General features: G+C 68.1%; 20 protein-coding genes and 1 pseudogene. 8 read left to right on the top strand and 13 right to left on the bottom strand.

Annotated elements, in window-relative coordinates:
* Positions 1-16 precede the first annotated feature (16 nt).
* The gene (locus tag LOK44_RS22000; RefSeq protein WP_237572222.1) at positions 17-604 is read left to right on the top strand and encodes a DUF4126 domain-containing protein; all 588 of its coding nucleotides are present in this window, start codon (positions 17-19) and stop codon (positions 602-604) included.
* Here the strand turns inward: LOK44_RS22000 and glgC are convergent.
* Complete coding sequence (gene glgC, locus LOK44_RS21995; protein ID WP_163923755.1) at positions 601-1815, bottom strand: glucose-1-phosphate adenylyltransferase; 1215 nt, start codon at positions 1813-1815, stop codon at positions 601-603. The two genes, LOK44_RS22000 and glgC, sit on opposite strands and share 4 nt — an antisense overlap.
* 123 nt (positions 1816-1938) lie before the next feature.
* Here glgC and glgA point away from each other — a divergent pair, with 123 nt between their 5' ends.
* A complete protein-coding gene (glgA, locus tag LOK44_RS21990; protein ID WP_237572221.1) occupies positions 1939-3090 on the top strand; it encodes a glycogen synthase in 1152 nt (383 codons plus the stop codon).
* Positions 3091-3166: 76 nt separating this feature from the next.
* Here glgA and LOK44_RS21985 read toward each other — a convergent pair whose 3' ends face one another.
* The 7 genes from LOK44_RS21985 to log all read right to left on the bottom strand — a co-directional run bounded on the left by LOK44_RS21985 (position 3167) and on the right by log (position 8967).
* Positions 3167-3334: a DUF3117 domain-containing protein gene (locus tag LOK44_RS21985; RefSeq protein WP_003406247.1), complete on the bottom strand. Its 168-nt coding sequence runs from the start codon at positions 3332-3334 to the stop codon at positions 3167-3169.
* Positions 3335-3512: 178 nt separating this feature from the next.
* Positions 3513-4118: a DNA-3-methyladenine glycosylase I gene (locus LOK44_RS21980; RefSeq protein ID WP_237572220.1), complete on the bottom strand. Its 606-nt coding sequence runs from the start codon at positions 4116-4118 to the stop codon at positions 3513-3515.
* Positions 4115-4546, bottom strand: a complete 432-nt coding sequence (locus LOK44_RS21975) for a DivIVA domain-containing protein (protein ID WP_237572219.1) — start codon at positions 4544-4546, stop codon at positions 4115-4117. The genes LOK44_RS21980 and LOK44_RS21975 overlap by 4 nt, the downstream gene beginning before the upstream one ends.
* Positions 4547-4598: 52 nt before the next feature.
* Positions 4599-5540, bottom strand: coding sequence for a glucosyl-3-phosphoglycerate synthase (locus LOK44_RS21970; protein ID WP_237572218.1), 942 nt, complete (start codon positions 5538-5540; stop codon positions 4599-4601).
* The gene (gene folP / locus LOK44_RS21965; RefSeq protein ID WP_237572355.1) at positions 5537-6367 is read right to left on the bottom strand and encodes a dihydropteroate synthase; all 831 of its coding nucleotides are present in this window, start codon (positions 6365-6367) and stop codon (positions 5537-5539) included. Before folP ends, LOK44_RS21970 begins: the two co-directional genes overlap by 4 nt.
* A 200-nt stretch (positions 6368-6567) precedes the next feature.
* Positions 6568-8379 (bottom strand): long-chain-acyl-CoA synthetase FadD6, encoded by a 1812-nt coding sequence (fadD6, locus tag LOK44_RS21960; protein ID WP_237572217.1) that lies wholly within the window; start codon positions 8377-8379, stop codon positions 6568-6570.
* Between the two features lie 30 nt (positions 8380-8409).
* Entirely contained in the window at positions 8410-8967 is a 558-nt protein-coding gene (gene log, locus LOK44_RS21955) for a cytokinin riboside 5'-monophosphate phosphoribohydrolase (RefSeq protein WP_237572216.1), read from the bottom strand.
* Between the two features lie 89 nt (positions 8968-9056).
* Here log and LOK44_RS21950 point away from each other — a divergent pair.
* A pseudogene (locus LOK44_RS21950) lies at positions 9057-10286 on the top strand (tetratricopeptide repeat protein); the annotation flags it as partial.
* Here LOK44_RS21950 and LOK44_RS21945 read toward each other — a convergent pair.
* On the bottom strand, positions 10277-10495 hold the full coding sequence (locus LOK44_RS21945; protein ID WP_237572215.1) for a hypothetical protein: 219 nt from the start codon (positions 10493-10495) through the stop codon (positions 10277-10279). The pseudogene LOK44_RS21950 and the gene LOK44_RS21945 sit on opposite strands and share 10 nt — an antisense overlap.
* Before the next feature lie 100 nt (positions 10496-10595).
* On the opposite strand from LOK44_RS21945, the gene LOK44_RS21940 reads away from it, so the two are divergent.
* From LOK44_RS21940 to LOK44_RS21930, 3 genes are all read left to right on the top strand, one after another.
* Positions 10596-12896, top strand: coding sequence for a TPR repeat domain-containing protein (locus tag LOK44_RS21940; protein WP_237572214.1), 2301 nt, complete (start codon positions 10596-10598; stop codon positions 12894-12896).
* Positions 12897-12903: 7 nt separating this feature from the next.
* Entirely contained in the window at positions 12904-13809 is a 906-nt protein-coding gene (locus tag LOK44_RS21935; RefSeq protein WP_237572213.1) for a hypothetical protein, read from the top strand.
* A gap of 79 nt (positions 13810-13888) precedes the next feature.
* Positions 13889-14734, top strand: coding sequence for a type VII secretion target (locus tag LOK44_RS21930; RefSeq protein ID WP_237572212.1), 846 nt, complete (start codon positions 13889-13891; stop codon positions 14732-14734).
* Here the strand turns inward: LOK44_RS21930 and LOK44_RS21925 are convergent, their stop codons facing one another.
* Positions 14735-16351 carry an ABC-F family ATP-binding cassette domain-containing protein gene (locus LOK44_RS21925; RefSeq protein ID WP_237572211.1) on the bottom strand — a complete coding sequence of 539 codons (1617 nt, stop codon included), beginning with the start codon at positions 16349-16351 and terminating at the stop codon, positions 14735-14737. It lies immediately after the preceding gene.
* A gap of 144 nt (positions 16352-16495) precedes the next feature.
* Positions 16496-17563, bottom strand: a complete 1068-nt coding sequence (gene dapE, locus LOK44_RS21920) for a succinyl-diaminopimelate desuccinylase (RefSeq protein ID WP_237572210.1) — start codon at positions 17561-17563, stop codon at positions 16496-16498.
* Positions 17564-17667: 104 nt separating this feature from the next.
* Between dapE and dapD the strand changes: the two genes are divergently transcribed.
* Together dapD and LOK44_RS21910 are read left to right on the top strand one after the other, a co-directional pair.
* A complete protein-coding gene (gene dapD, locus LOK44_RS21915) occupies positions 17668-18612 on the top strand; it encodes a 2,3,4,5-tetrahydropyridine-2,6-dicarboxylate N-succinyltransferase (RefSeq protein ID WP_237572209.1) in 945 nt (314 codons plus the stop codon).
* 422 nt (positions 18613-19034) lie between these two features.
* The gene (locus LOK44_RS21910) at positions 19035-21953 is read left to right on the top strand and encodes an Ig-like domain-containing protein (RefSeq protein ID WP_237572208.1); all 2919 of its coding nucleotides are present in this window, start codon (positions 19035-19037) and stop codon (positions 21951-21953) included.
* On the opposite strand, the gene LOK44_RS21905 is transcribed toward LOK44_RS21910, so the two are convergent.
* Positions 21950-22297, bottom strand: coding sequence for a VOC family protein (locus LOK44_RS21905; RefSeq protein ID WP_237572207.1), 348 nt, complete (start codon positions 22295-22297; stop codon positions 21950-21952). The genes LOK44_RS21910 and LOK44_RS21905 overlap by 4 nt on opposite strands.
* Positions 22294-23703, bottom strand: a complete 1410-nt coding sequence (locus tag LOK44_RS21900; RefSeq protein WP_237572206.1) for an acyl-CoA synthetase — start codon at positions 23701-23703, stop codon at positions 22294-22296. The genes LOK44_RS21905 and LOK44_RS21900 overlap by 4 nt, the downstream gene beginning before the upstream one ends.
* Positions 23704-23737 lie beyond the last annotated feature (34 nt).

The raw sequence follows: 23737 nt of genomic DNA, 5'->3' as shown, positions 1-23737 counted from the left end.
GCCGCATACTGATCCCATGGAACTGCTGACCGGGTTCGGCCTGGCGACGGCGGCGGGGCTCAATGCCTACATTCCGCTGCTCGCGCTGGGTCTGCTGGCGCGGTTCACCGACCTGGTCACACTGCCGTCGGGCTGGAGTTGGCTCGAGAACGGCTGGGTCATGGCGATCGTCGCGGTGCTCCTGACCGTGGAGGTCGTCGCCGACAAGGTGCCCGCGCTCGACAGCGTCAACGACGTCGTGCAGACGTTCGTGCGGCCGACCGCCGGGGGCATCGTGTTCGGATCGGGCACCGCCGCGCAGACCCAGGCCGTCACCGACCCCGGCGCCTTCGCCGGCTCGGGTCAGTGGATACCGGTGGTGCTCGGCATCGCGATCGCGCTCGTCGTGCATCTGACGAAGACCGCGGTGCGGCCGGTCGCGAACGCGTCCACGGCGGGCATCGCCGCACCGGTGTTGAGCACCGTCGAGGACGTAACGAGCGTCGGCCTGGTGTTCGTCGCGATCCTGCTGCCGGTGCTGGTGCTGGTGGTCGTTGCCGTCATCGCGTGGGCCGCTTTCACCGTCCTGAGACGGCGACGCAGCCGCAAGCGTTCCGAGGCCTAGACCCAGACGCCCTTGCCGACGGCGACCACGCCACCGGCACTGATGGAGAACCGGTCGCGGTCCTTGTCGAGATCGACGCCGACCATCTCGCCTGGGCCCACCATGACGTTCTTGTCGAGGATGGCGTGGCGCACGACCGCACCGCGGCCGATCCGCACACCGGGCATCAGCACGCTGCCCTCCACGATCGCACCGTCCTCGACGACCACGTTCGACGACAGCACCGAATTCCGCACCGAGGCGGCCGACACGATGCTGCCCGCACCGACCACCGACTCCTGCGCGGAGCCACCGTTGACGAACTTCGCGGGCGCGAGGTTCGCCGACTCGCCCATGATCGGCCAGCGGCGGTTGTAGAGGTTGAAGACCGGGTGCACCGACACCAGGTCCATGTGGGCGTCGTAGAACGCGTCGAGCGTCCCGACGTCGCGCCAGTACCCGTGGTCGCGTTCGGTGGACCCGGGCACCTCGTTGTCCTTGAAGTCGTAGACGGCGGCTTTTCCGTCGGCGACCAGACGCGGGATGATGTCGCCGCCCATGTCGTGATCGGAGCGGTCCTCGTCGGCGTCGGCCTTGATGGCGTCGATGAGCACCTTGGTGCTGAAGATGTAGTTGCCCATGGACGCGAACGTCTGCTCGGGATCGTCGGGTGTACCGGGCGGGTCGGCGGGCTTCTCGAGGAACTCTCGAATGCGGCCCGACTCGTCGGCGTCGATGACACCGAACGCGGTCGCCTCGGCGCGCGGGACCCGAATGCCTGCGACGGTGACGCCCGCGCCGCTCTCGATGTGGAACTGGAGCATCTGCTCCGGGTCCATCCGGTAGATGTGGTCGGCGCCGAACACGACGACGTAGTCGGGATCCTCGTCGTAGACCAGGTTCAGCGACTGGAGGATCGCGTCGGCGCTGCCCGTGTACCACCGCGGACCGAGGCGCTGCTGCGCGGGCACCGGGGTGATGTACTCGCCGGCAAGCCCCGAAAGCCGCCAGTTCTGCGAGATGTGCCTATCCAGCGAATGCGACTTGTATTGCGTCAGAACGCAGATCTTCAAGTACCGCGCGTTGACGAGGTTCGAGAGAACGAAGTCGATGAGACGGTAGGCGCCGCCGAAGGGGACGGCCGGCTTGGCGCGATCCGCGGTCAGGGGGTACAGGCGCTTGCCCTCACCGCCGGCCAGGACGATGCCGAGGACGTGTGGGGCTTCCCTCATGACACAAACCTATCGGCCGTCACCGGCGGAGGCCAGCCATTCGCACTATTGGCGGCGAGTCTGTCGGATTGCAAGTCAAGGCAATTGGTGCGGTGAGCCAATTCGGCCGTTACCGTCAGTGTCATGCGGGTGGCGATGATGACCAGAGAATATCCGCCCGAGGTGTATGGCGGAGCCGGCGTACACGTGACCGAACTCGTCGCGCAGCTGAGACGTCTGTGCGAGGTCGACGTGCACTGCATGGGCGCCGACCGGCCCGGCGCGTTCGTCGCGAAACCCGATCCTGCGCTCGCAGGGGCGAATCCCGCCCTGGCGACGCTCTCGGCCGACCTGGTGATGGTCAACGCCGCAGCGGGCGCCGACGTCGTGCACTCGCACACCTGGTACGCCGGAATGGCGGGGCACATAGCCGGGCTGCTGTACGGGGTCCCGCACGTCCTGACCGCGCACTCGCTCGAGCCGATGCGGCCGTGGAAGGCCGAGCAGCTCGGCGGCGGCTACCAGGTGTCGTCCTGGGTGGAGCGCACCGCCGTGGAGGCCGCCGACGCGGTGATCGCCGTGAGTTCGGGCATGCGCAACGACGTGCTGAACACCTACCCCGCTCTGGACGCCAATCGCGTGCACGTGGTGCGCAATGGCATCGACACCGATGCGTGGTATCCCGCCGAGGGGTCGGTGCTCGCCGACCTCGGCGTCGACCCGAGCCGCCCGATCGTGGCGTTCGTCGGGCGCATCACGCGCCAGAAGGGCGTCGCGCACCTCGTCGCGGCCGCCCACCGGTTCGCCCCAGAGGTGCAGCTGGTGCTGTGCGCGGGCGCGCCGGACACCCCCGAGATCGCCGCCGAGGTGGGCGGCGCCGTGACGGAGCTGGCAGCCGCACGATCCGGGGTGTTCTGGGTACGGGAGATGTTGCCGACCCCGAAGATTCGCGAGATCCTGAGCGCGGCAACGGTGTTCGTGTGCCCGTCGGTGTACGAGCCGTTGGGCATCGTCAACCTCGAGGCCATGGCGTGCTCGACGGCGGTGGTGGCCTCCGACGTCGGCGGCATCCCCGAGGTGGTGGTACCGGGCGAGACGGGCGAACTCGTGCACTACGACAAGTCCGACACCGCGACGTTCGAGTCCGATCTCGCCGACGCCGTGAACAACCTGGTCGCCGATCCCGAGCGGGCCGCGGGTTACGGACGCGCGGGACGGCAGCGGTGCATCGACGAGTTCTCCTGGGCGCGCATCGCCGAGCAGACGCTCGACGTGTACCGCGCGGTCGGTGCCTAGCCACAGCAGCCTAGGTACGGCAGCCTAGCCACAGCAGCGTGACCGGCCGCCGATGCGACCGGTCACGCTCGAACTGCTAGCTGGTGACGCCCTTGAGTTCGTCTCCGAGGGCTGCGGCCTCGTCGGGGGTCAGTTCGACGACGAGTCGTCCACCACCTTCCAGTGGTACCCGCATCACGATGCCCCGCCCCTCTTTGGTTGCTTCCAGTGGACCGTCGCCGGTCCGGGGCTTCATCGCCGCCATCGAGTGCCTCCTCCGCATGTGCCGACCCGCGGTAGCGGACCGGTCGGGCCGGGACCGCCCACGCGTTGAAGCTCCCGGCTCTGAACTGCAACTGAACTTCCTACATTGTTCCCTATTCCGGCCGTTCAGTGTGCAAAGACCCGGCGAAGCGCCTTCGCGCGGCGGCTGGACGCTTCATTCACGCGTCCTTCCGCACGAAACAGGATGCCAGGTGATCGTCCACCATGCCGGTCGCCTGCATGAGTGCGTACGCCGTGGTAGGGCCGACGAACTTGAAGCCGCGCCGCTTGAGTTCCCTTGCCATGGCCGTGGACTCGGGCGTCACGGCGGGTACTTCGGCCATGGTCGCGGGGCGTGGGCGCGGCGACGGCGCGAACGACCACAGCAGCTCGCCGAGGTCGACGCCCTGGCTCGCCAGCTCGGCGACCGCCTTGGCATTGGCAATGGTCGCCACCACCTTGGCCCGGTTGCGCACGATGCCCGGGTCGGCCATCAGCCGCTCGACGTCCACCTCGGTGTAGGACGCGACCCGTTCGGGGTCGAAGCCGTCGAACGCCACGCGGAAGTTCTCCCGCTTGCGCAGGATGATCAGCCACGACAGCCCGCTCTGGAAGGCCTCGAGCGACATGCGCTCGAAGAGGTCGCGGGTGCCGTCCAGCGGAACGCCCCACTCCGTGTCGTGATAGGCGCGGTACAGCTGCGAGTCCGGCAGGGACCACCGTGGCCCGGAGAAGTCGGCCCAGCCGCAGCGGGTGAGGCCGTCCTCGGTGGCCGGTGCGTTCATCGCTCGTCGACGGCGTGCTCGCCGCGTGCGTGTGCGGCGTGCACGCCCGCGTCGGAGTCGGCAGCGAGGTCGTCGGCCTCGTCTAGCTCCTCAGCGTCGGGCACGTCGGACTCGAAGCCGTCCTGCGGGCTGCCGATGCCGTGTGCTGCGCGGACCGCGTCGAGTTCTCCGCGCACGAGGTCGAGTTCCTGGCCCAGCCGGTCGAGCACCCAGTCGACCTCGCTGGTCTTGTATCCGCGCAGCGCCTGGGTGAACTTGACGGCCTCGACGTCCGCACCCGTCACGCCCGATGCGGGCAGCACGGTGGCCGTGGTGTCACGGGGTAGCGGCGGCAGGCGCTCGCCGCGGCCGAACAGCACGGTGCCGAGCCCGAACAGCACGACGGCCACCAGGATCAGGACGACCAGATACAGGAGGATCAGCGTCACGGCATCGATAGTGCCTGAGTCGTCCGACGCGGGCGTGACCCCGGGTCGGGTTTCAGGGGCGCAGCGTGTTCATCGGCGGCCGGTCGACGAGTGACACCGTCGACGTGCGGGAGCCGAAGTCATTCCCGTCGGCGAAGAACTGCGTGAGTCCGACGCCCGAGTCGGGGACGCCGCACTTGGTCAGCAGCGTGGCGATCACCTGTCGGCTCATCGCGGCCAGCTCGGTCAGCGGTCGGTTGCGGTGCGTCCGCACACCGAGGTTGACCTGGGCGATGGCGTCGAGTCCCAGCCGGTCGTAGGCGTCGACGAGCAAGCCGATCTCCACGCCGTAGCCCGGCGCGAACGGCAGCGACGTCAGCAACTCACGGGTGCCTGCGTACTCCCCGCCGAGGGGCTGCAGCAGGCAGGTGAGTTCCGGGCGCAGCGCGGCCAGCAGGGGGCGGGCGACGAGTTCGGTGACGCGTCCGCCGCCGTTGGCGTCCTCGCTGCCGCTCACCTTCAGCGGCCTGCGGTAGAAGCCCTTGACCAGGTGCACGCCGTCGGTGGTCAGTAGCGGGCCGAGCAGCTTGGGCACGAACATGGGGTCGGGGTCGATCAGGTCGGAGTCGACGAACGCCACGATGTCGCCGGTCGTCGCGGCCAGGGAGCGCCACAGCACCTCGCCCTTGCCGGGCTGCGGCGCGACCTCGGGAAGCGCCGTCTCGCGGCTGATGACGCGAGCACCGGCGGCGATCGCGCGAATCTCGGTCTCGTCGGTGGACCCGGAGTCCAGCACGATCAGCTCGTCGACGAGGCCGCCCAGCAGCGGGCTGATGGTGTCGATCACCGAAGCGACCGTCTCCTCCTCGTTGAGTGCGGGCAGGACGACCGAGATCGTGCGGCCGCGCTTGGCGGCCTCCAGCTCGCTCACCGTCCACGTCGGTCGGCTCCAGCTGTGATCGGACAGCCAGCGGTGACCCGCGACGGCATCGGTGAGATCAGGTGTCAAGCTCATGCCAGTCCCCTTACGGTCCGCGCCGGTGTACGCACGCCTCGAATCGACGCCACCATCTCCAGTACGCGTCGAGTGGAACCGACCTCGTGTACCCGGAACATCGCGGCACCCGCGTTCGCTGCGAGCGCGGTTGCCGCGAGGGTGCCCTCCAGGCGTTCGGTCAATCCCACGCCCAGAGTCTCCCCGACGAAATCCTTGTTGCTCAGCGCCATCAGGACAGGCCATCCAGTTTTTACAAGGTCTTCCACGTGCCGCAACAAAGTAAGACCGTGATGAGTGTTCTTGCCGAAATCGTGGGTCGGATCGATGAGCACGGCGTCCCGCGCGACACCGGCGGCGACGGCCCGTTCGGCGGCCGCGGTCACCTCGGCGATGACGTCGTCGACTACGCCGCGTTCGCTGATCCCGTAGTTCACCCGGAACGGCCTGGTGCGCGGAACCGCTCCCCCGGTGTGGGAGCAGACCAGGCCGGCGCCGAACTCCGCGGCCACCTCGGCCAGGCCCGGGTCGACCCCGCCCCAGGTGTCGTTGATGATGTCCGCACCCGCCGCGCAAGCCTGCTTGGCCACCGCCGCGCGCCAGGTGTCGACACTGATCAGTTGGTCCGGATACTCGCCGCGCAGCCACTCGATGAACGGCACGACGCGAGCCACCTCGGCCTCGACGTCGACGGTCTCGCCGGGCCCGGCCTTGACGCCCCCCACGTCGATGACGTCGGCGCCCTCGGCGATGACGCGGTGGACGGCGGCCATGGCTGCCTCGTCGGTGAAGTTGGCGCCGCGGTCGTAGAAGGAGTCGGGGGTCCGGTTGACGATCGCCATGATCATCGCCCGGTCGCCCGCGACGGGGCGTCCCAGGAACGTGCCCGTCGAGGTGTACTGCACGCTTCCAGGCTAGCCACTGGCTAGTGAGGCAGGACCTCGCTCGTCGTGGGGCTCTCCCCGGGGGTGCTCTCGCCGAACTGGAGAGTCACGTCGCCCGCGCGGGCGATTCACGACGTGACTCTCCAGTTCGGCGCCAGAGACGACTAGTTCTTCGGACGCTTTCCGTCGACGATTTCCTGGACGAAGTCGTCGTAGTACTCGACGTAGCCCTCTTCGCGGCCGGCCAGGACGTAGATCGGATCCTCGATCTCGCCGGCGTCCTCGTCGCCCTCACCGGAGTTGCCGCCGTAGCCCTCCTTGCGCAGGTCGACCTTCTGGCTCTTGAACGTCGAGGTGTGCGCGAGTTCGGAGACGACGCGGACGAACAGCGGAATGGCGTAGCCGGGCAGGTGTTCGTAGGCGGCCTTGGCGAGAGCCTTGCCGTCGAACTCCTCGCCGTCCTTGAGCTGGATCGCGACCATGCCCGCGCGGCCACCCGCGCCGGGCACCTCGACGCCGAAGACCGTGGCCTCCTCGATCTGCGGGTCGAGGGAGACGGCGGCCTCCACCTCGGTGGTCGCGACGTTCTCGCCCTTCCACCGGAAGGTGTCGCCGAGGCGGTCGGTGAACGCCGCGTGTCCGAACCCCTGCGACCGCATGAGGTCACCGGTGTTGAACCAGACGTCGCCGTCCTTGAACGCGTTGCGGATCAGCTTCTTCTCGGTCGCGTCCTTGTCGGTGTACCCGTCGAACGGCTGGAAGTTGCTGACCTTGGAGAGCAGCAGACCGGGCTGGCCGGACTTGACCTTCTTCACCCGCCCGTTGTCGTCGCGCAGCGGTTCGCCGGACTCGCCGTCGTACTCGACGAACGCGATCGGGGACGGGCAGATGCCGGTCGTCTTGTCGATGTTGAAGACGTTGAGGAACGCGGTGTTGCCCTCGCTGGCGGCGTAGAACTCGCACACCCGCTTGATGCCGAAGCGCTTGGTGAAGTCGTCCCAGATGGCAGGGCGCAGACCGTTGCCCGCGATCACCCGGACGCGGTGCTTGCGGTCGGTGGGCTTGGGCGGCTGGTTGAGCAGGTAGGTGCAGATCTCGCCGATGTACACGAAAGCCGTTGCGTCGTAATGGATTACTTCGTCCCAGAACTTCGACGCAGAGAACGACTTGCCGAGCGCGAGCGTCGCACCGGCGTTGAGCACCGACGACGTCGCCACCGTCAACGCGTTGTTGTGATAGAGCGGCAGGCAGCAGTAGAGCGTGTCGTCACTCGTCAGCCGCATGCCAAGGCCACCGAAGCCGGCGAGCGCGCGCAGCCAGCGGTAGTGGGTCATCACGCTGGCCTTCGGCATGCCCGTGGTGCCGGAGGTGAAGATGTAGAACGCCTTGTCCTTGGCTTGCACGGCGGCGGTCGCGGCGGGGTTGGTCGTCGGCGCGGTGGTGGCGAGCTGTAGCAGGTCGTCGACGGTCATCAGTCCGTTGGGCTCCGCGCCGCATTCGGTGATGGGCTCGATCAGATCCGTCTCGGCGACCACGGCGCGGGCGTCGAGCAGGCCGAAGCTGTGCGCGAGGACCTTGCCACGCTGGTGGTAGTTGAGCATCCCGGCGACGGCGCCACACTTCACGGCGGCCAGCATGATCAGCACCGACTGCGGTGAGTTGCGCAGCATCACGCCGACGACGTCGCCGTGCCCGACGCCGCGCGAGGCCAGCACCGCGGCGTAGCGGTTCACCGTCTCGTTGGCCTGGCGGTAGGTGATCGACTCGTCGCCGAAGCGGATGAAGACGTTGTCGCCGTACTTGGCGGCACGGTCCTGGAACACCTTGCCGATGGACGTCTTCGCCGACGGCCGCGCCAGGAACCCGGTGACTGCGCCACGCACGATGGCCGGCGTATCCATCAGCAGCCCCGGGAGGTGGGGGGCGATGTCGAGCAGGCCGACGTTGCTGCGAGTGTTCGATTTCTGGTCGCTCATGGGATCACCCTAGCGATGGGGTGACGGTTATCACGCGGCCGGTGCGCACGCGGCCAGCGCCTCCTCGACGTCGGCGACCACGATGAGCCGATCGAGCGCCCGCGGGCCGACGTACCCGGTGTCGGCGAGGCCTCGTAGCCAGACCATCAGGCCGTCGTAGTGGCCAAAGGGATCGAGCATCACGAGCGGCTTGTCGTGCATGCCGAGATAGCCGGCCGTCCACGCCTCGAAGAATTCCTCGAGCGTTCCGATGCCGCCGGGCAGCACGATGAACGCATCGGCGCGGTCCTCCATCACCTGCTTGCGTTCCCGCATCGTGTCGGTGACGACGAGTTCGTCGGCGTTGACGTCGGCCACCTCGCGGTGGACGAGCGCCTTGGGGATGACTCCGATGGTGTGCCCGCCGTTGGCCCGTGCCGAGTCGGCGACCGCGCCCATCGCCGAGACATTGCCGCCGCCGGAGACCAGGGACCAGCCGCGGGTCGCGATGCCGGTGCCGACAGTGTTGGCCAGCGCGATCAGTTCGGGGTGTCGGGGTCCGGACGCGCAGTAGACGCAGACGGCCCAGGTCTTCGAGTGGTCGGCCACGAGAGCAACCTACCGGCCGGGGCAACGGTGGTGAACGGCCACGGCGGGTCGCCGGCCGGTCCTACACTTCGGCCGTGGTCGATCGAATCGCCGTGGCATCCGACGCGTTGGACCGGGGCGATCTGGACTCGGCCGAGGAGCTTGGCCGGGCTGCCCTCGCCGACGGAAACCCGCTGTCCGCCCGACTCATCCTGGCGCAGGCGTTGGCGTGGCAGGGTCGCGGACGTGACGCCGATGCCGTGCTCGCCGAGGTGGATCCGTCCACGCTGAGCGAAACCGACCTGCTGTCGTGGGCTCTGCCGCGGGCGGCCAACCAATTCTGGATGCTCGACGAGCCGGAGCGGGCGACGGCGTTCCTGCGCGCCACCCGCGCGCGCGTTGCGACCGCACCTGCCGGTGCGACGATCGACGCCCTGCTGGGCACGTTCGCGATGAATGCCGGCAGCCCGGCGCGGGCGATGGAGATCTCGGGCCGGGTGCTGGCCTCCCCCGACGCCGACGATCAGGCCGTCGGCTGGGCGGCCGCCGCGGCGGCGCTGTGCCACGCGCGGATGGGGTCGTTCGACGACGTCGACGACCTGGCGATGCGCGCCGTCGCCGCCGGTCACCCCGGACTGCTGCGGTTCACGGGCGCGTTCGGGCAGACGACGGCGGCGGTCCTCGAGGGCGACCTGGATCGGGCGCAGGAGCTGGCCGACGGGTTGGTCCGCTCCGCCGATCCGGGGCCCAGTCGCGCGATCGGCGACGTGCTGGTGGCCGACGTCCTGCTGTGGCGCGGCGATGCCGACGGTGCCGTGAGCCTGCTGGAGGGCGCTGCCGCGACATTGGCCCCGACGGGCTACTCGTGGGGGCCGCTCTCCTGGATGTCGTTGGCGTACGGCCTCGGTCAGCTCGGCAGGACCGCCGACGCCGGCCGGATGCTCGCACGGGCCGAGGCGCGCCACGGCCTGAAGTCGATGCTCTTCGCACCGGAACTGTCACTGGCGAAGGCCTGGACCGCAGCCGCGCGCCGAGACGTGCACGGCGCGATCGACGCGGCTCGCGAAGCCGCCCGTGCTGCCGAGCGGGGTGGGCAGTCGGCCGTCGCGCTGCGGGCGCTCCTGGATGCGGTGCGGCTGGGCGACGTTCGAGCCTGCGACGGCATCGCCCGTCTGGAGGTCGACTGCGTGGTGGGCCAGCTGGCGCTGGATTACGGCCGGGCGCTGACCGCCCGCGACGAGTCCGGGTTGTCGGCCGCCTCTGCGGCGTTCGCGGGTATCGGCATGAACGGGGTTGCGGCCGACGCGGCGAGGCAGGCGGAGGCGGTGGGTCAGCGGTAGTCGGTGTTCGGCGCGCCCTGCTCGACGTCGTCAGCCCACTCGGGTCTCGGCATCGGCGGCATTGCGCCCCTGGCTTGCTCGTAGTGACTCGACGACTCCACCGTCGGAAAGCCCTTCGCACGTGAGTTGCGGATGAACACGGTCACGATGGCCACCACGGCAAGGACGATGAACGCAATCAGTGCGATCCCAGCGAAGCTCGACCACATGGGTTGGAGACTAGTAGCGCGCCATGGTTTGGTGCGTTATTCGGGTCGCCACCAGCCTTAAGATTGGTTGCTGAGAATTTCTGGTGGCCGGGGGTGTGCGATGGGTGTGCTCGACGGGTTTGATTCGACCTGGTCGAAGGCCCGCGAGACATTCGGTGAGGGTGCCCCTCAGACCGGCGAGCGGTTTGACCAAAGCGGTCAACTGCGGCAGATGCAGACCACCGTCGAGTCGGCGGCCCCAGGGTCGAACTGGACCGGCAGCGCGGCAAGCGCTTACGACGCGAAGAACACCAAGCACGGGCAACTGTTCGGCGAGATGGCCTTGCTCGACCAGCGACTGAACACCAAGATCACCGAATCGGCACAGATCGTCCAGACCGGGCGGCAGAACCTCGACACCGTCCGGCAATGGGTGTACGACGCCGCGGCGACGGTCCCGCAGGGCAAGACGCGCGAACAGATGCTGGTGCCCATCGTCAAGAACGGGCTTGGACAGGTGACGGAAATAGTGACCAAGTCGAACGCAGATCTTGCGCGCATCGGTGGCGAGATCGGCGACATCAACAAGGGATGGCAAGCGCTCAACGAGGGCCAGGAGCCGGGCGAGAAGGACGGCGAGGAAGACCCCCAGAAGGTCGACGGTGAAGGCAGCGAGGAGCTCAAGCCGGAGGACATGGAGGAGCTGGCACGCAAGACACTCGAAGGAGACCAACAGGCAGCGGCCAAGGCAGATGAAATCCTCCAGGGCATCGATGATCAGCAATTGGGTCCCAACGCCAAGGATCACCCCCTCGATCCGGTGCAGGCGGAACTCGTCGGACAGATGCAGGCGCAAATGTCAGACATGTCTATGGCTGATGTGAATGCGGCGCGCGACCGGCTCGGTGAAGAGCGGGGCGTGCTCACGAATGCCATGCAGGTGATGAGCAATCCGAATGTCGAGTACCCGCGGCACGACAAGGGCGGCACCCAGGTCGTGCCGTCGACTCCCGGCGGCCCTCTTCCGAACGATGGGGTGCTGCCGGGCGACACCGGAGCCCTGCCGGCCGGAGTTCAAGAGGTCTTGAATGAACGAGGTGACTTCAACGGGCCACCGAATCCTTCCGCCGGGTATCCGGGCACACAGACGGACTACGAGGGAGCAGAACGTCAGCGCGCGGCCGACAACATGAAGAACCTTGCGGACATCGTCGGCGACGGCGACCAACGCTTCCAGCAGGGCACGGCGCTAGACCGCGAAATGATGTCGAACGCGAAGGAATGGCTCGCCGCGCAGGAGTCGCCAGACGGCACGAACCAGGAGCACTGGGGTGACGAGGTCGTCGAGCGGGTCTTCGACACGGCGGGACGTGACACCGTGGTCAACCACGACATGCTTACGTCCGACAAGGACTTCCTGCAGGACGTGATGACCCATGAGTGGCAGGACAACGGTGATTCTGCAAGCACGCTGACGGATTGGATCTCGCGGGACGCATACTCGTCGGATCCCGCCGTGAACGAGCGCGCCGGCCAAACCGCTAGCGCCATAGCGGATTACCTCGGTGACCCCGCCAACAAGGACACCCTCCTGAACAACACCACCGGGTCTCAGCCGAACATGTCGCTGGGACAGATGAATCCGGAGCTGACGCAGAGCCTCGCGAATGCCATGTCTCCGTACGTAGATGAGATGGCGGGGCGCAACATCGACGGCACTTTGGGTTGGAACATGGTCGACACCTCGCTAGACCAGTCCTATCCAAGCGCAACCAATGTCTTTGGGGTGCTTGGCACCGACCCGGTCGCAGCTACATCGATGGATACCCGATCGATCGCAGTTCAGCAGGCATTCATCAACGAGTATGCGAACTCCGTCATCACCAGCAATGGACAGTTCTCGGACGCGAACGCGATGGAAGCTGCCGGTCGCCTGAAGGGGATCACTGATCACGGCGCCTTCCTCTCCATCTCGGACACCCAGCACGACGCCGCCACGGCGAAGGTGGAGGCGCAGGCGCGACTAGCTGCCAACTATGACCTCGTGAAGGACGTCATCGGAACCGTGCCGGTAGCAGGCGATGCACTTACCATCAACTCCGCACTCCTCAAGGAGGCGATCGTGGGGCAGCCGCCGCCCGATTACCAGCCAGGTGACCCTCCCGTCGGGAGTTCGCTGGCCATGCAGTCAGCGCTGGCTTCCGTTTTCATGCAGAACGGTATCGGCGACCCGGCAGACTGGGCCCGGCTACGACCGTTTCTGCACGGGGACGCGTCGTTGGACATTCCCAAGGAGAACGCAAGCAGTAGAGATTGGACGCTCTACGGGTCCGCACTAACCAACTACTTCGACCGCCTCGATGGCGTGTTGAGCAACCCGCTCGGAGACTACGATCGGGCGTACCGCGATGTCATCGGTTAGGCGCCGGGTGGGCGCGCTGCTGCTCTCTGTCGTTGCCGTGACCCTCACGGCGTGCGAGGGCAGAGGCGAAGACGCGATGCCGACACCGACACCGACACCGTCCAGCTTGCCGGAGCCGCTGTTCTCCAACTATCCAGCTGAAGCGAACGAGTTTCGGTTTCACTGGTCTGCCGCACCCGGAATCGACCTCACGGGTGGTCCCGCTGTTCCGCTTCGGGCCTACCTTGAGTCGATGCGACTGGCCGCCTTCGCCGGTGGAGACCCCTCAGTGGTCTACCCCGGCTTCATGCATGCAACCCCTGAGAATCAGCCCGTCTCCGGTCCAGGCGACCTCTTTCAACTGCAATTCGTTCGCCCGAAGACACGTGCGCAGTACGAGGCGAACGGATGGAAGTACGTCGAACGTCAGGTTTACGGGTACCAGCCAACCCACGTCCTTGGCCTCGAGCCGCTAGGTGACCACTACCGCGCGACTCTCTGCCTTGGGGCTTACTCGGTGTACCAGAACCCAGTAAACGACCCGAAGAAGTTCGTGTCGACGGCAGCCGATGAATCAACCGGAGAACTCCGAGCCGGTGGTAGGGACGCCGTACAGGTGTGGCGCATCGAGTTGAGTGATAGGGAACCACGAGCCGCAACTCCGCCGTCCGCACTTCCACAGCCTCAGATGGGGCCGCTGCCCGCACCGGTCGACGACGTCTTCGGGAACTGGTTCATAACCGGAATCTCGCAAGGGGAATTGTGGGGTCCATCAGGTCAAGGCGAAGACGTGGAAACCCCAGAACTCCGCGAGCAATGCGAGGCAGCCATGCCCGACGATGCTGCCACCCGACGCGCCATGGCCACGGGCTTTCACAAGGCGCCGCCACCGCACGGGGATCCCATACCCGGCTGGCCCGCGGCGTCCGGCTGAGGCGAAATAGCGACCACCTCCCCCACCAAACGCCCATAGAATCAGTAGCCAGCGACGACTGCAGCACGGGGAGGATCACATGTCGGGCCAGTTCTACCTCGACGACACCGGCCTCTCGCCGCTCTCGGAGATCCATGCCGAGGTGGCCGGCGGCCTGTCGCAGCTGACGGGCGCGGGCGCGCCGCGGGCCGCGGAGGTCGCACAGTCCTTCGGCAACATCGCGTCCAGCGTCAACAACGCCCTCGACGGAGTCCTGCAGAGCCGCACCGGAACCATCGGCGCGACCAAGAGTTCCAGCGAGACCATCGCCGACCTGCTCAAGCAGGCGCAGGCGTTGTACGTCAAGGGCGACATGGCAAGCGCCGACAAGCTCAAGGCCGCAGCCGAGACCATGGCGAGCCAGGGTGGTGGCGCGCCAGGCGGCGGTGGCGCTCCCGGTGCGGCGGCCAGCGGTGCGGCTCCCGCTGCGGCGCCGGGCCCCGCTGGCGGCGGCGACATGGCGGGTCAGATGGTGAGCCAGATCGGGTCGCAGGTGGGCCAAGCCGCGTCGTCGGTCGGTCAGGCCGTGACGGGCCTCGCCCAAGGCCTGTCTCAACTCCCCCAGCAGGTGATGCAGGGCGTGCAGGGCATCGTGCAGTCGGCCACCGGCGCGGCGGGTGGCGCGGCCGGCGCCGCAGCTGGCGGTGCCGGACTGTTGGGCGACAAACCACCGACCGGCGCCGTGCCCGAGAAGAACTCGGACGAAGAGCGAGACGACGAGCGGCACGAGGACCGCGAGAGGGACGGCGCCGCACCGGGTCGACCATCTACCGGCGCGGTTCCCGACGCGGCCCCGACGACCGGCGACGGCGCGGGCGCGGGCCGCCCGCCCGTCGGGGCCGTTCCCGACCAGAAGGCCGAACCGGCCCAGACCCGGCCGCAGTAGTCACCGTCCCGGCGTGAGCCGACCGTCGACCAGTTCGAGCCGGCGGTCGATGCCGATCGCGTCGATGAAGCGTTCGTCGTGGCTGACGACGATCATCGCGCCGCGGTAGGAGTTCAGCGCCGACTCGAGTTGCGCGACGCTGACGAGGTCCAGATTATTCGTCGGCTCGTCCAATAGAAGCAGCTGCGGAGCGGGTTCGGCATAGAGCACGCACAGCAGCGTGGCCCTCAGCCGCTCACCGCCCGACAGCGCCGACACCGGCAGGTAGATGCGCTCGCCACGAAACAGGAAGCGTGCCAGCAGGTGCATGCGCCGGGTGTGATCCAACGTGGGCGCGAACTCGGCCAAACTCTCGGCGACGGTCTGCTGCGGCTGCAACACGTCCAATCGTTGCGACAGGTAGGCGACTCGGCCGTCGGCTCGGTGCACCGCACCCCGTTCGGGTTCGAGGTCTCCGTTGATGACGCGCAACAGCGTCGACTTACCCGCACCGTTCGGTCCGGTCAGCGCGATGCGCTCCGGTCCGCGAACGTCGAGGTCGACACCGTTGTCGCCGAACATGTTTCGCCCGGACCAATTGACGTCCACGCCACGCACGGTGAGCAGGGTTCGCCCCGCCGGGACTTCGGTGTCCGGGAGGTCCAGGGCCAGGCTGTCGTCGTCGCGGATCGCCCGTTCGGCGTCGTCGAGCCGGTGCCGTGCGTCGTCGACGCGCTTGGCGTGCACGTCGTCGGCCCGGGCCGCCGACTCCTGTGCGTCCCGCTTGAGCTTGCCCGCAACGATCTTCGGCAGCCCGGCGTCCTTGACGTTGCGCGCCGCGGTGCCCGAACGCCGCGCTGCGCGTTCGCGGGCCTGTTGCATCTGCCGCTTCTCGCGTTTGAGTAGCTGTTCGGCATTGCGCACGTCCGCCTCGGCCGAGGACTGGGCTGCTTCGATTGCCTCGGTGTAGGCAGTGAAGTTGCCTCCGTAGTAATGGATTTCGTCATCGCGAAGTTCGGCGATGCGGTCCATCCGGTCGAGCAGTACGCGGTCGTGGCTCACGATGAGCAGCGTGCCGCCGAAGGCGTCGAGTGCGTCGTACAGTCGCTGCCGCGCCGCGTGATCGAGGTTGTTGGTCGGCTCGTCGAGCAGCAGCACGTCGGGGCGCGCCAACAGGCGTGCGGCCAGCCCCACCGAGACTACTTCGCCGCCACTGAGCGTCGACAGTTTGCGATCGAGGGCGACGTGCCCGAGTCCGAGACGAGCGAGTTGCGCACGTGAACGCTCCTCGACGTCCCAGTCGTCGCCGATCGCGGTGAACACCGACTCCGAGGAGTCTCCGGCGGCCAGCGCGTCGAGGGCGTCGATGGCAGCCTGCACACCGAGCACCTCGGCGACGGTGAGACGACCCTCGAACGGCAGGGTCTGCGGCAGATAGCCGAGCGTGCCATCGACGGCGATGGTGCCGCCGAGAGGGCGGTGCTCGCCTGCGATGAGCCGCAGCAGCGTGCTCTTGCCCGCGCCGTTGGGGGCGACGAGCCCGGTGCGACCCTCGGGCACGGTGAACGACAGGCCGGAGAACACCACGGTGTCGTCGGGCCAGGAAAAGGACAGATTGGATACGACGATGGGAGACAAGTCGGGGGTCTTTCGTGCGGCCCTTCGGCAGGGCAGGGATCAGCGACGCATGACGTACTCCGGGATCACCCGGAGATGTCGTCTCCCAGCACGATTGCGGCCCACCTCTGACTCGACGGCGCTTACCCGTACAGGGTAGCGATGTCACGCAAGCAGATATTTCCTCAGCATGTCGGTGGCCGCCGTGATCTGCGCAGTGTCGACGTTCTCGTCGGAACGGTGCGCGAGGTTCGGGTCGCCGGGGCCGTAGTTGACGGCCGGAATCCCGAGTGCGGCGAAGCGCGCCACGTCCGTCCATCCGTACTTGGCCCGAACCTGACCGCCGGCGGCAGCCACGAGCGCTGCGGCGGCCGGCTTGGTCAATCCTGGAAGCGCGCCCGCAGCGGAGTCGGTGAGTTCGAGGTCGACGTCGAGCCCGGCGAACACGTCGTGCACGTGGCCGACCGCGTCGTCGACGGTGCAGTCGGGAGCGAAGCGGAAGTTGACGGTCAGCGACGCTGCGTCGGGGATGACATTGCCTGCGATGCCACCGTCGACGCGGACGGCGGACAGTCCCTCGCGGTAGGTGCAGCCGTCGATGTCGACGTTGCGGGCCTCGTACGACGACAGCCTGGTCATGACGTCACCGAGTTTGTGAATGGCGTTGTCGCCCAGCCACGATCGCGCCGAGTGCGCCCGGGTTCCCGACGCGCGGACGACGACGCGGATCGTGCCTTGGCAGCCTGCCTCGATGAAGCCGCCGGACGGCTCGCCGAGGATCGCGACGTCGGCCTGCAACCAGTCGGGCAGTTCGCGCTCGATGCGGCCCAGCCCATTGGCCGAGGACTCGATCTCCTCGCAGTCGTACATGACGAGCGTGATGTCGTGGGCGGGCTCGGCGATCGTCGCGGCGAGGTGCAGGAAGACTGCGTCGCCGGACTTCATGTCCGACGTGCCGCACCCGTACAGCAGGTCGCCGTCGAGCCGGCTGGGCACGTTGTCGGCGGCGGGGACGGTGTCGGTGTGCCCGGCCAGCAGCACCCGCGAGGGCCTGCCGAGGTTGGTGCGGGCGAGCACGGCGTCGCCGTTGCGGATCACTTCGTAGCCCGGTGCCTGGTCGCGCAGCGCGGCCTCGATCTCGTCGGCGATGCGCTGCTCGTGCCGCGACTCGCTGGGGATGTCCACCAGCGCGGCGGTCAGTGCGATGGGATCGGCACGGAGTTGCAGGGCCACGGGACCCAAAGTAGTCCGGCGGGCAGGAGCGAAGCGACTTGGGAATAGACGCGGCGGCCGGGAGCGAAGCGACTGGGGAACCGGCTCCAGTAGCCTCTGACAGCGTGACTAGCGCATCAGGCGTCGGCGTGGCGACCATCGCCGCCGACGGAACGGTTCTCGACACGTGGTTCCCCGCCCCGGAGCTGTCCGACGACGAGGTGGCGGGCACGGCGCGCCTGTCCGTGGCCGAGGTGCCCGAAGACCTGGCCGCGCTCGCCGGTCGCGACGAGGACCGTGACGTCGACGTCGTGCTCGTGCGCACCGCCATCGCGTCACTCGACGACAAGCCGGTCGACGCCTACGACGCGTACCTGCGGCTGCACCTGCTCTCCCACCGGCTCGTCGCGCCGCACGGTGCCAACGTCGACGGGATCTTCGGCCTGCTCGCCAACGTCGTCTGGACCAGCCAGGGCCCCTGCTCGGTGGACGGGTTCGAGCTGACCCGCGCCCGGCTGCGCAAGCGCGGCACCGTCGCGGTGTACGGCGTCGACAAGTTCCCCCGCATGGTGGATTACGTGCTGCCCAAGGGCGTTCGCATCGCCGACGCCGATCGCGTCCGACTCGGCGCACACCTCGCCGAGGGCACGACCGTCATGCACGAGGGTTTCGTGAACTTCAACGCCGGCACGCTGGGCACGTCGATGGTCGAAGGCCGCATCTCGGCGGGCGTGGTGGTCGGCGACGGATCCGACGTCGGTGGCGGCGCGTCGATCATGGGCACGCTGTCGGGCGGCGGCAAGGAAGTCATCAAGGTCGGCCAGCGCTGCCTGCTGGGCGCCAACTCCGGCCTGGGGATCTCGCTCGGCGACGACTGCGTCGTGGAAGCCGGCCTGTACGTGACCGGCGGCACCAAGGTGACGACCGCCGACGGCGAGACGGTCAAGGCCATCGAGCTGTCCGGCGCCAACAACCTGCTGTTCCGGCGCAACTCGCTGTCCGGCGCGGTCGAGGTCGTCAAACGCGACGGCACCGGCATCACGCTCAACGAAGCCCTGCACGCCAACTGAGTCACGCGGGACTAGCCCGGCCGAGCGTGACGCTGGAGTCGCACAGGGCTGCCGTGGTGACCCCAGCGTCACGTTCGCGACCGACGAGCGAGCGCTTGGGCAATGACGACTTGCCGGGCCCCCCTCGCTCTCGACGTGCCACAAACCGCAGGTTTTCCTAGCTCGGCAAATGATTTGCCCCTACTGAAGAATGACACCGGCAGACACCTGCGCGATTCCATTCACAATTCGTACCAATCGTCCGATAAGCCTGTTGAGCGCCCCCACCGTAGTTGCCGCGCCACATCGACGCGCTCGCCGAGCAACCGCAGAGTGTTGTCGAAGGAAACTTTCTGCGTTTGCCCAGCGAAGCAATTGTCCGTCGCGTAAGTTCTGCGACACGCGGGCGACCTGCTCAGACCCGCCCGAGAGGCGGACCCGTCGTGCACGCACCAGCCAGACATCGAGCGGTTCCGATCGAGCCGAACCTCGGCACGTACGCCCGGTACGTGGGCCGTATCGGCGCGCTCGCGGTCGCCCTCGGCATCGGTGCAGCCGTTGCGACGACGAGCGGGGCGGGTCTCGCACGCGCCGACGACGGAACATCCGACGCGTCGGACTCGGCGTCGCAGCCGTCGGCGTCGGACGCGTCGAGTGACGGTGCCCAGACGTCCACCGACGCGGCCGCCGCCGGTGACGCGCCGTCGTCGAGTCCGTCCGAGTCGACCACCACCGACTCCGGGCAGCCCAACGTGCCGGACATGAACTTCAGCAATACGGGCGGCGCCCACACCGCCGATGCCGAACCAGAAGCCGACACCGAGGTCGAGGAGGTGCTCGAGACCGAGCCTGCCGCCGCCCCCGTCGAGCGATCCGGATCAGAAGACGCGCGTCCGAAGAACGAGTCGAACGACACCGCACCGCAGCAGACGCCACCCCGCCAAGGCACCGTGCACGACGACACACCAGTCATCGACCACGACCCGATTCCCGCCACCGCGGACCAAACCGTCGACATCCCTGCTGCACAGCCGCTTTCGGTGTCCATCAGCACGCCCGAACCAGTCGTGGCGACCGAGCCCACTCCCCCCGTTGCCGATCCGCCGCCCGCGGTGGCGACGCTCCTCGCGGCGGCGATCGCCCCCTTCGTCCTGCCCGGCCCCGGCGCACCCGCCGCGTCGCCGCTGCTGTGGGCCGTGCTGGCGTGGACCCGCAGGGAAGCCGACGAGGCAGCCGACGCGGACCCGATCGACCTGCCGCCCGACATCGTCGTCACCACCGCGGAAGACACCCCGGTGTCGGGCACGCTGCCGACGGCAGGGATCAGCGGCACGCTGACCTACGAACTGGTCGATCCCCCGAAGCTGGGGACGGTGGTCGCGGAAGCGGACGGCACCTTTACCTACACTCCCCGGGCCGATTCCAACGGCCCGGACGTCTTCACGTACACCGTCTCCGACGGAACGTCGACGTCCACTTACACCGTCGCGATCGACGTGGTCGCGGTCAACGACCCCCCGTACGTCACTGATACGACCGCGACCACGCGTCACGACGTCCCGGTCGGCATCGGCGTCTTCTTCTACGACTACGACAGTCCGGGGTTGACCGGTCCCGTGATCGGGCAACCGGCCAACGGATCGGTGTCCTACGACGCCGCAACGGGATTCACGTACACGCCGAACGTGGGCTTCGTCGGCGACGACTCCTTCACCTACACCGTCACGGACAGCTCGGGACTGGCAGGCACCGGAACCATCGCGGTGTCCGTGCTCAACGACGCCCCGACTGCGACGAACGACTCATACACAACGGTGCGAGACGTGCCACTCGTCGTCGATGCGGAGCACGGACTGCTGGCCGGCGAATTCGACACCGACGGCGATCCCTTCACCGTCGTCTCCTTCACGCCGACGAGCTACGGAACCCTGACCGTCAATCCCGACGGCTCCTTCACGTACACACCGAATACCGGCTACATCGGTTTCGACCACTTCGAGTACACCGTGGCAGACGACTTGGGCGCAGAGAGAACGACCTTCGTCAATCTGTACGTCGACACCCCACCCAACCGGGCACCCATCCTGGTGGACGACAGCTATCAGGGAGAAGAAGGGTCGGCACAGTACGGGGATCTGCTGCTCGACCTCACCCCGCTGCTCAACGACACCGATCCCGACGGCGACGAGTTGCGGATCGTCGGAGTCGGCCCGGCGAGCAGTGGCGGCCTGGTGCAACTGACCCAGGACAACGTCGTCTACTACGTTCCGCCACGTGGGTTCGTCGGCGTCGACACCTTCACCTACCAGGTGTCCGATGGACGCGACACGGTCGAGGCAACCATCACCGTGACCGTTCTGCCGTCGACCGCACCCACTGCGCGCCCGGACTCGGCGACGGTGGTCGACGGGGGCGTCGTCACGATCGATCCCCTGGCGAACGACACGAACCCCCGCAAGGACGACCTGGGGATCAGCGTCGTCTCCGGACCCTCCCACGGCACAGTCGAATACGACCCCAAGACGGGGTTGTTCACGTATCGCTCCAACGGCGCGAACGCCATTGGCGACAGCTTCTGGTACGGCATCACCGACGAGAGCGGGCGGACCAGCGAGGCCGAGGTCACGATCACGTTCACCCGGCCAGACATGCCACCCACCGCGAACGACGACTCGGCGTCGACGCCGATCGGCGAAGCAGTGGCGATCGACGTACTGGGCAACGATTACGACTGGGAGGATCCTCGGCTCACCGTCACGATCGGCTCGCAGCCCGAGTCCGGCGGCACGGCGGCGGTCCAGAAGGACGGCACCATCGTCTTCACCCCCGACGCCGGCTATCAAGGATTCGTCCAGTTCGACTACACCGTGACCGACCGCGCAGGCAACGTCGCGACTGCGACGGTGAGCATCAGCGTCTACGACCCCACGCCGATCGAACTCGACAAGCAGTACACCGTTGGGAAGAACAAGACGATCACGGTCTCGGCTTCACTCGGCCTGCTCGCCAACACGCAGTACGCGGAGTACGGGAAGGCACGGCTGTACGTGAAGCCGCGCCACGGCACGGTTCGGATCAACCTCGATGGATCGTTCACCTACACACCAAATCAAGGGTTCGTCGGCGCGGACAGCTTCGAATTCTCGCTCGACGGCGGGGAATTCGGTGACGGTGCGACGGCCAGGATCGTCGTCACCCCGGAGGGTCCGGGCAGCGCGGCCAACTACGCCACCACCGTCGCCATGGACTCCGACACCGCGTACGGAACGTGTGGCGACAGTTGGCTTCTGGGTCAGGGCGGGCCGGGCGACCTCTGGCCCACGTGCCTCTTCGTCGAGGGCAGACGGCCCTCGGACCTCTAGCCCTGGGCGGAGAGGATGCAGAACTCGTTGCCCTCGGGATCGGCCAGCACGACCCATGACTCGTCGCCCTGGCCGATGTCGACGTGACGGGCGCCGAGCCCGACGACCCGGTCCACTTCCGTCTGCTGGTCGTCGGGCACGAGGTCGAAGTGGATGCGGTTCTTGACCGTCTTGTCCTCGGGCACCTCGAGGAACAGCCAATTCGGTCCGCCCTCCGGGGACCGGAGCACGACGTCGCCGTCGTCGGCGTCCTCGGCGGGCCAGCCCAGCACCGTCGCCCACCACGACGCGAGCGCCCGCACGTCGCGGGCGTCGATGCACACGTCGCTGAATCGAAGCGTCACGACAACTCCTTCTTGAGCACCTTGCCCATCGCGTTGCGCGGCAGACGATCGACCATGCGCACCTCGCGCGGCCGCTTGTGGGCCGACAGTTCGGCTGCGACGAAGTCGATGAGCGCCTGGGGCTCGGCGGCACCGACCACGAAGGCCACGATGCGCTGACCGAGGTCGGCGTCGGGCAGCCCGACCACGGCAACCTCCACCACGTCGGGATGACCGAGCAGCACCGTCTCGATCTCGCCGGCACCGATGCGGTATCCGCCGGACTTGATCAGGTCGACCGATTCCCTACCGACGATGCGGTGCATGCCACCGGCGTCGATCACGGCGACGTCGCCCGTGCGGTACCAGCCATCGGAGGTCAGCACGTCGGCGGTCGCGTCGGGACGGTTCAGGTAGCCGTCGAACAGTGTCGGGCCGGTGAGTTCGAGCCGCCCGATGCTCTCGCCGTCGTGCGGCACCTCGGCGCCGTCCTCGTCGACCAGCCGGGTGGACACGCCGGCCAGCGGGGTACCGACCCAGCCCGGGCGGCGCTCGCCGTCGGCGCGCGTGCTCAACGTGATGAGGGCTTCGGTGGCACCGTACCGCTCGACCGGCGCGTGACCGGTGAGGGCGACCAGGCCGTCGAACACCGGCACCGGAAGCGCTGCGCTACCCGAGACCAGCAGCCGCGCCGACGACAGAGCCCGAGCGGCACCGGGATCGCCGACGATCCGCGACCACACCGTCGGAACCCCGAAGTACAACGTGCCGTTGGCCTCGGCGTAGGCGGCGGGCGTCGGCTTCCCGGTGTGCACGAAGCGGTTGCCGACGCGTAGCGAGCCGAGGAGACCGAGGACGAGGCCGTGCACGTGGAACAGCGGCAGGCCGTGCACCAGGGTGTCCTCGGGCGTCCACTGCCAGGCCTCGGCCAGCGCGTCGACGTCGGCGGCGATCGCCCGCCTGCTGATCACCACGCCCTTGGGCAGACCCGTCGTGCCCGAGGTGTACATCACCATCGCGGGCGCCTCCGGCGGCGGCTCGGCGTACCGGTGCCATGACCGGGCGTGCAACCGGACGGGTATGTGCGGCAACCCCTCCGGCTCCGCGGGCACCTCGCCGAGCCATGCCTGAGCGCCGGAGTCGGTCAGGATGTGTCGGCGTTCGGCAGCCCCCACGTCGGCGGGCACCGGCACGAACGGCACGCCGGCGATGAGGCAGCCCGTGACGGCCAGCACCGTCGTCGCGGTGGGCGTGGCGAGGATCGCGACGCGCTGCGCGGCACCGACCTGGCTGGCGACGCGCTCGGCCACCGAGGTGGCGCCGCCGACGAGATCGCTGCGGCTCAGGGTGGCGCCTCCGATGCGCACGGCGTCGTCGACGTCGGCCCCTCCGGCGACGGCCGCGGGGTTCAGCGAAGTGAGCAGCACGTGTGCAGGCTACGCCGGATCCGCTGCCGGACGA

The organism is Mycolicibacterium lacusdiani, assembly GCF_021916785.1.
GTDB lineage: Bacteria > Actinomycetota > Actinomycetes > Mycobacteriales > Mycobacteriaceae > Mycobacterium > Mycobacterium lacusdiani.
The sequence above is the reverse complement of the archived record's forward strand: the minus strand, read 5'-3'. Positions and strand labels throughout refer to the sequence as shown.